This window comes from Nocardia transvalensis (genome assembly GCF_015477765.1).
Lineage (GTDB): Bacteria > Actinomycetota > Actinomycetes > Mycobacteriales > Mycobacteriaceae > Nocardia > Nocardia transvalensis_A.
The window spans coordinates 93,820-101,191 of record NZ_JADLQQ010000007.1; the positions used below are offsets into that span (position 1 = coordinate 93,820).

Annotated in this window: 8 protein-coding genes; 4 read left to right on the forward strand and 4 right to left on the reverse strand. The window is 62.8% G+C overall.

All coding sequences use genetic code 11. The annotated features are described in order from the left end of the window. Positions 1–18 precede the first annotated feature (18 nt). The gene (locus tag IU452_RS21380; RefSeq protein ID WP_195110898.1) at positions 19–699 is read left to right on the forward strand and encodes a TetR/AcrR family transcriptional regulator; all 681 of its coding nucleotides are present in this window, start codon (positions 19–21) and stop codon (positions 697–699) included. A gap of 306 nt (positions 700–1,005) precedes the next feature. Next, entirely contained in the window at positions 1,006–1,230 is a 225-nt protein-coding gene (locus tag IU452_RS21385) for a hypothetical protein (RefSeq protein WP_195110899.1), read from the forward strand. Here IU452_RS21385 and IU452_RS21390 read toward each other — a convergent pair. Together IU452_RS21390 and IU452_RS21395 are read right to left on the reverse strand one after the other, a co-directional pair. Continuing rightward, positions 1,227–1,826, reverse strand: a complete 600-nt coding sequence (locus IU452_RS21390; RefSeq protein ID WP_195110900.1) for a PepSY domain-containing protein — start codon at positions 1,824–1,826, stop codon at positions 1,227–1,229. The genes IU452_RS21385 and IU452_RS21390 overlap by 4 nt on opposite strands. A 1,198-nt stretch (positions 1,827–3,024) precedes the next feature. Beyond that, positions 3,025–3,393 (reverse strand): hypothetical protein, encoded by a 369-nt coding sequence (locus IU452_RS21395; RefSeq protein ID WP_195110901.1) that lies wholly within the window; start codon positions 3,391–3,393, stop codon positions 3,025–3,027. 1,133 nt (positions 3,394–4,526) lie between these two features. Here IU452_RS21395 and IU452_RS21400 point away from each other — a divergent pair. Further along, a complete protein-coding gene (locus tag IU452_RS21400; RefSeq protein ID WP_195110902.1) occupies positions 4,527–5,027 on the forward strand; it encodes a hypothetical protein in 501 nt (166 codons plus the stop codon). A 1,305-nt stretch (positions 5,028–6,332) separates the two neighbouring features. On the opposite strand, the gene IU452_RS39565 is transcribed toward IU452_RS21400, so the two are convergent. After that, the gene (locus tag IU452_RS39565; protein ID WP_416382354.1) at positions 6,333–6,623 is read right to left on the reverse strand and encodes a transposase; all 291 of its coding nucleotides are present in this window, start codon (positions 6,621–6,623) and stop codon (positions 6,333–6,335) included. Here IU452_RS39565 and IU452_RS38280 point away from each other — a divergent pair. Beyond that, complete coding sequence (locus IU452_RS38280; protein WP_228818500.1) at positions 6,516–6,896, forward strand: hypothetical protein; 381 nt, start codon at positions 6,516–6,518, stop codon at positions 6,894–6,896. The genes IU452_RS39565 and IU452_RS38280 overlap by 108 nt on opposite strands. A 67-nt stretch (positions 6,897–6,963) precedes the next feature. Here the strand turns inward: IU452_RS38280 and IU452_RS21410 are convergent, their stop codons facing one another. Then, positions 6,964–7,197 (reverse strand): MbtH family protein, encoded by a 234-nt coding sequence (locus tag IU452_RS21410; RefSeq protein WP_195110904.1) that lies wholly within the window; start codon positions 7,195–7,197, stop codon positions 6,964–6,966. Between the last annotated feature and the right edge of the window lie 175 nt (positions 7,198–7,372).

Sequence of the window (7,372 nt, forward strand, 5' to 3'; positions counted from 1 at the left end):
CGTTGTATCGTCGGCGGCATGTTGGTGTGGGAGAGGCCGGAGCCGCCGGATCGACCGGTGCCTGCCCCGTTGAGCCGGGAGGCGATCGTGCGAGCGGCGATCCGGCTGGCCGACGCGGACGGGCTGGCGGCGGTGTCGCTGCGCAAGGTCGCCGCCGCGCTGGATGTCGGGCCGATGCGGCTGTACGGCTACATCGCCACCAAGGACGAGTTGCTCGACCTGATGGTCGATGCGGTCTATGCCGAGATCCGACCGGCCGGAGACGGTTGGCGAGAAGTGCTGCGCTCCCTTGCCGAAACCACCCGGCAAGCCGCTCACCGGCACGAATGGCTCGCCGACCTGATCGGTGGGCGGCCCCAGCTCGGGCCGCACGCGCTGGCCAGGGGGGAGGCTGTGGTGGCCGCGATGGGCGGCGTCGACGTAGACGCCGTCATGCCCGTGGTAGACGCGGTCAATGCGTACGTGATCGGCGCGGTGCGCCGGGAGATCGCCGAGCGGCGCGCCGAGCGGGTCACCGGGATGGACAAGCAGCAGTGGCAGGTCGCCTTCGGGCCCTATCTGGAACGGACCTTCGCAACCGGCCGATTCCCCGCGCTGGCCACGGTCATACGCGTCGGCGCCCACCTGGACGCCGACCAAACCTTCCGCACCGGCCTCGACTTCCTCCTCGACGGCATCCAAGCCCACATCTCAGGCTGACGCGCGCGGAAGTTCGTCGACTTCCGAGCCAGGCACCCGATGCCGGCCGCGCTGGAGGCTGCTCAGCAGCCGTTCAAGTCTCGGACGTGGGTGGCGGCGTTGCGGGTGATCTGCGGCCGTGCCGGCGGGACTTGGCGCGAACCCGCCGCCTGGGCTCGGTTTGGTTCGAACAGATGGTGCGTCGGGAAGTATCTCGTGGTGGCGGGCAGAAATCGTCATTGCGGATCATCGGAAACTGCTTGCTGCGCTTGATGATTCGGTTGGGGTGCTCGCGCATCGGCGCGGGCCCTGGAACGGGTGCACCTGTTGTTCGAGGACTGGGCTGAGGGCAAGCGGCGCCTGACCGACACCGAAGCCCGCCTGATCACCGTCCTCGACGAGCTGAAGCTCACCGATCTGAGCACCCGACAACCCCGGGACTTGTGGGTGATGGCCGAAGCCGGAGCCATGGTCTACCTCCGCAGCGCGCTCGGCATCGCCATTCCGGTCAGCAATCGGCGGCGCGACAGCGGCACCATTTCCCTTCCCTAGCCCGTCTTCAGCTGACCGGAGTACGCGTCCACCTGCACCTCGTAGTCTTCGTCTGTGTCGCCCGGGGTGCGGATATCGAACTCGTATTGCGCCGAGCCGTTCTTGCCCTCGATCTTCCATTTCTCGACGGTGCCGGGACGGGCCTTCGTGGCAGTGTCCATCGCCGCGGTCAGGGGCACCGCGGTGTCCAGGTCGACTGCTTCCTCGGTCCGTGCGCGACCGACCTTGTCGGGCTCCAGATCGTCGGTCTTTTCCGTGACGATCGCGCCGTCGTCGGCCGATAACTGTGCGGCATACTTCTGCGTATCCGACATCAGTTCGACCTTGTACACGTACACATTCCGGCCATTCACGCCCTCTTGCTCGAGCTCGATCTTCGTCACTGTGCCATCGAATTTCTGCCGCGCGGTACCCAGTGCGTCGGCGGAACTCACCGGGAAGGTGTTGTGCGCCAGATCGATCGGCGCGGCGGTGCCCGGGGTCGTGGGACCGGGCGCGCTCATGCTTGTCGTGTGGCCGGATTCCTGCTCCGAATCGCTTCCGCACGCGGTAACCGCGGCCACGATCACACAGGACGCCAGCAGTCCTATTCTCATCGCTTCTTCCTTTCAGTCGAAACAAAGCAGCGCCGAATCAGCCAGCAGCATACCGGCGGGTAGCCCGCCGGAATGGGACGTGACGGTGCGCGTGCGTCGGCCCGGCCACAGCGGGGCAAGCCGTGTTGCCGCCTATGACAGGTCAGGGTTGTACGTGGCGAGCAGCAGACGCTCGAGGGGGAGCGGCGATGAGAGTTCAGTGGTGTTGGCCCTTAAAGTGTCTGGGATTGCCTGGAGTGTTCGGCGGTACGCCTCGAGCCTCAGCGCGTCTCGCCGGGTCGCCGCCCGGTAGGCGGCTACACGAGCGGTGGGACAGGCCGTAGTTCGGCCTGAGTCTGGCACCGATAACCACTCGAGGCGGTGGATCCTGCACGCACGGGATTCGGCTACTTGGATTGTCCACCAACCAGCCGCGCATCTCCTCGATCGTCGGGCGCCGGTCGCGTCGATCCGGCGGACGGCGCGCGCATCTCGCTCAGCCCACAGCGCGCGATGGCCCTCCGCCTCCGATGGAAGCCAGCGCCGCAGCCGGAGTCACTCGGTGGAAAGACTCGCTGGGAACTCCGGGTAAGTCGCCACGATCCCAATCTACGTATCAATTGTGTGCGGACATGCCGTCACAGACAGCGGACGAAACCACCGGGCGAACGTCTGCGTGTGTGTCGCCCTGACGTCTCGTGTACGCCTGTCATCCAATGGGGTTCGTGGAGGAGGGCTGGTTCGACCCTGCCCCACGCTTGTCTTGTGAGACATGGGGATTCTGGAGAACAACTACAACCTGTCGTTGCAATTGTGACGAAGCATCACGCCTGTCGTCGGCTGCGCATCTGGGCTGATGTTTTTGTCGAACGAAGCAGGCCATCTGTCACTGGGTTTGCAGGCTCCTTGTCACCATCGCTGTCCCGCCGGAGGCGGCATACCGGACCGTCCCATACGCGCGTGAAAGCCACCACGATGACCGGGCAGCAGGCCGATCCGGCTGCGTTCGTCTACGGCCCGCGCGGATGTGTCGCACCTTCCAGACCATCACCGACACCGCCGAAGTGCTGGTAGGTAACACTCCCCTGGCGCGATCGAGGGCTACTGCACCGGTGTCGGTCCGGCGGCTGCGAGCCAGGCTTCGACGGGACGGTAAACCGTGCCCTAGCCCCGGCGGCCCGGACTCCCGGCTCCGGCCATCTATTTAGTGGAAGCCGCGCTAGGAGTTCGAATCCGCAGGCTTGACGGCGGCGTCGCACACCCGAGTTGCATAGTCGCTGGGGAACTTCTCGTGGAAGTACTCGTTGAATGCCTTCCTCAGCCTGTTCCTGCGGTCGTCGTCACTGATCTTCTTCTGGTATACGTCGGCGCAGTTGTCTTCGAAATCTTTGATCATGTTCTTGGCGCGCTGATTCAGCTTGCCGTCCTTGTTCTTCTTGCCCTTGTGCAGGAACAGCTCTTTCTCCTTGGCAGTCACCGGAGTACGCTGGGCTGCCTTGCAATCGGCGGCTGTCGCGGCGGCTGGGGCGGCCGTAAGCACTGACGCAGCGACAGCGCCCGCCGATACCAGCAGGGCAGCCACTGGCACAGCACAGATCGTACGGAACATCGACAATCCTCCCATTCGGTCCACAGCGGTACGGCTCGACGATAAGTTGATCGAGATCGGAGTCGTAACCGACACTCCGCCGAGGTCGCACCACGCCTTGCACGTCGATCAGACATTCGGCGCCACATCCGGATCGTATGGGTGAGGTAATACTTCACCCATCCGATCAAGTCCCACAATCCGGCTCTACCATTGCGATGAAGCCGGTTGCACCCTTCTGGAGTGACGAGCAGCCTGCCGTCGTTGATGCGTAGTATGCTCTAGACCCAGGAATCGACCGGGTCAAACATCGCAGTGCGGCATTAATCGCGGCTTCGCCGACTTCGTTGACGGTTTCGGAAACTGGGCACGCTGGCCTTTCTGGCCGGGTAGGTCCGACGACTGTAACGATCGCCGAGTGCTCTACATCCCTACCGACGCGCCCTGATCCGCTGGTGAGGTTGTAGATGGTCCGCGCGCCCCGCAGCGCGCACTCTTTAGTAGCAAGGGGATACTTCATGAACCCCTCGGTGGGGGCCCCGCACAAGAGGCGGGCCCGCCGAATGTGGTTGTCGCTGTTCGACTAGGTCGGTGATCGCTACTGGCGGCGGTTGGGATGGGTTGGTCGAATCACGGTGGAGAGGCGTGGAAGCTTCCAACTCCTCCATTCGAATCCAGCACGGTGATAGCTCATGCCATCCCCACCTTGCTTGCAGGACGGACCCAGCAGGAAGCGGTTTCTGCGCAAAGCCACCCCCCAAACCCGTTCACCGAACTCCTCGGCCCCCTGCCTCGTGTCTCGTGAAGAATCAGCCCGTATGCCTATGGATGGGCCGCACAGGAGCGGTGAGGGGTAACGGGCCCACCCGCGGCACCGGTCCTGGTATCACACTTCCCCTACTGAACAACGAATCGGTGAAGTCGCGGCGCAGTTCGTGAACTGACCGGAGTGTTATCGATGTAATCGAACTCGCGTTCAATACGCTGGATGTCAGACGGTCCCGCCGGATGTAAGTGGCATCCTGCGTCGACTGGCGGGTCGGCATGACTGTCTCACCGCAGGCACGCCCATCCGCAGCGCTGGTGGCAACGAACATTTTTCAGCTGGTTGTCATCGTCCAGGGAGGCAAGGAGTGGCATTGAACTCGAGGTACTCGACTGCAACAGCAGCGGCCGTGCTGATCTTGTCGGGCACCGTTGTCGCTGGAGGATCGGCACACGCTGTGCAGCCCTCGTCTATCAATCTGGGCATCGAGTATCTGGCGGCGACCGCTGAAACGAAGCGGAAAACTCAAGCTCTCGGCATCTATTTGGCCGAGTTCTGCACAATGCATGAGCTCGACAAGGGATTGGTCAAGGAAATAATAGATGAGGCCATTCGCCCAGCGTCCGAGAAATTGCCAACCGACAGGATGCCGACATTTCTGAGCGCTCTTGCCAAGCTCGAACCCGAGATGCTGAAGCATGACAATTTGTGTACCGATGAGGCTCAGGTCAACCTGAAGAGGTTTGCGTTAAAGAACATAGTCAATCGCATCGGTAAACTGAAGAAGGAACAATCAGCCAATCGAGAGGCGGTTAGTCGCTTCTTCAGCGAGGTCGATACTGAGACTCGGAAGATTACCGAGAAATGAATGACCGGTGTTTAGCTGTTCTTGCTCGTGGGACTCCTGCTGATCTCAGCGCTCGAGACCCGGCGACATCGAACCTGACAATCAGATTAGGAAGGTCCTATACGGACTTACAGCGATGCACACAACCAGGCCAGCGGCGGATAGCCTCAAACCCTCCAGCCTGACCATCCCGATCCCACTGCGACCGTTGACGGATACCCAGCCAGCTCGACGACCGCTCCGAATACCAGACGGTGCACGGTCGCCGAATGGCTCGCCGGGCACACTGTCTCGGGTACGACCGGCACCGGCAGGCGGATGCAACGAGCCGCACCTGCCCATCGGTGCCGGGGACCCAAGTCATGGACCGGTCACCCTCATTCCTATGTCATCTTGGGCCCAGGCCCCAGGAGGGAAACCTCCGGGCCTGGCCGTCGCCCGAGAACGGAAAGCGGTGGGGTGGAGTGCCGAGCGAGCATGCGCCGCTGCGCACTATCCGGCCGACGCACCGAGTCACGCGGCGTTGCTGAGACATCGCAGTGGCACAACGTCGGGGAGGATGCGGTGGCGAGGGATGCCCTTCCGGGCCGGGCAAGCTGTGGTACGACCTGGTCCAGCACGTGGACGACTGGCCGCACGAGGGCCAGCGCTGGCCCAGTATCGCCGCTGTGGCGGCACCGACCCGTTATCTGGAGACGAGCTTGGGTGTGCTCGAACGACATCGGCGACGATCCTGGGCCCGCTTGCTGGGGAGTCCCGCATCCCGGTCGAGGTAGCCGAACTTCGAGGAAATTGGCCCAAATCGGCTCCATCTGGGCGCATTTGGACTACGAATCTCTAATTGCCGGTGTGTCGAGGCGTGTCGATACACCGAGCGCGGACCCGCGCAGTCCGCTAACACGACTCCTCCATCCGACGGGAGGAGTACTCGAAGATCCGGTACTGCGAGGTTTTCCTGCTCTCTCGCGGTACCGGATCCCGCACTCTTGCCCTGCTCGAACTCGGCAACCGCAGGCCCTTAGCCGAGTACGAGATCATTGGCTGACACGGCTTCCAACGTACGCTCATGCGATCAGCGCAAATGCCGCTGGCCGCGCGTTGGTTAGTCGTCCAGATTGGTTGGTTGGCAAGGCGTCCAACGCACTGAAATGACTCCCCCTCTATGTCAAGAGAGCGGCGGTGGGCGGCGTATTGTCGCTGGTGGGGGGCCGGGAAGTGGCTTGTCCGAAGTGTCGACCATCGGGGTTGGGTCGGCCGCGCTGAATGTCGGAGTCGCCCCCGAGTGCCCTTTCGGGCTCGCCTCCGAATCTCGTTGGGTATCACGGATCAGGTGTTTGTAGACCACGCCGGACAGGCGTCGTTTCTGCCTGCGCAGCGCTTCCATCGGGGTTTTTCCCTCGGCGAGTTTGCGTCGGTAGTAGGCGTGGCCGGCGGTGTCATGGCGCAACTGTACGATGGCCATGAAGTGCAGTGCCCGGTTGATGCGCCGATTTCCTTGCGGGACAGGCGATGTCGCTGGTAGTCGCCGCTGGAGGCGCCGATGGGTGCGGTGCCGTTGCAGGAGGCGAATCGAGCGGCGCTGGGAAATCGGAGGATATCTCCGATATCGCCGAGCAGCCGCGCCGTACCGGACGGGCCGATGCCGTGCAGGCTGGTCAGAGTTGTGTCGGTCGCGGCGAGCAACGCGGTCAGTTCCCAATCGGCAGCTTTGATCTTCTTGTCCAGCGCAGCGAGTTCGCCGCCCTGGGCACCTACGGGTATTTGGCAGAGTCGCGAGCACAGCGGTGTGGCGATGAATGCGACAAAGTGGTACAAGGCTGGGTGTCGCTGGTGGAATCCTACGCGAAGAATCCGCCGACGGTGACGACCACGGCTTGGACGACCCGTTGATGCATCCGGTGCCGATGTCCCATCCGGTCGATTCTTCGCTGGCGCAGGCTGTTTCGGGACGGACGCGTCAGCGTGCGGCCGCGTCGGCCGCCATCGCCTCGCGCAGGCTTTTCGGCCGCATATCGGTCCAGTTCTGTTCGATGTACTCGAGGCAGGTGGACCGGGTATCCGGGCCCAGGACAGCGCGCCAGCCGCTGGGTATCTCGGCGAAGGCGGGCCAGAGCGAAAACTGCTCTTCGTCATTGATCAGAACGAAGAAAGTGCCGTCTTCGTCGTCGAACGGATTGGTACTCGTTGTCATGTCGTCTCCAGAACTAATGCGTGCCTTCAAATAGTTGGTTGATTCAAGTTTAGTGATACGCGGTGTATCAGGTTGCTCTCCGGATGCTGAGGCTAACACGAGGACCTGGCTCTGGCTAGGCCCCGGGAGCCGGATGCTGACGAACAGTCCGCTACCAGTGCGTCTTTACGGTTCC

Excerpts from the sequence above, each read along its gene's own strand:
- IU452_RS21410 (WP_195110904.1), bottom strand. The coding sequence starts at position 7,197 with ATGACAACGAGTACCAATCCGTTCGACGACGAAGACGGCACTTTCTTC.
- IU452_RS21390 (WP_195110900.1), bottom strand. The coding sequence starts at position 1,826 with ATGAGAATAGGACTGCTGGCGTCCTGTGTGATCGTGGCCGCGGTTACC.
- IU452_RS21380 (WP_195110898.1), top strand. The coding sequence starts at position 19 with ATGTTGGTGTGGGAGAGGCCGGAGCCGCCGGATCGACCGGTGCCTGCC.
- IU452_RS38280 (WP_228818500.1), top strand. The coding sequence starts at position 6,516 with ATGTCGCTGGTAGTCGCCGCTGGAGGCGCCGATGGGTGCGGTGCCGTT.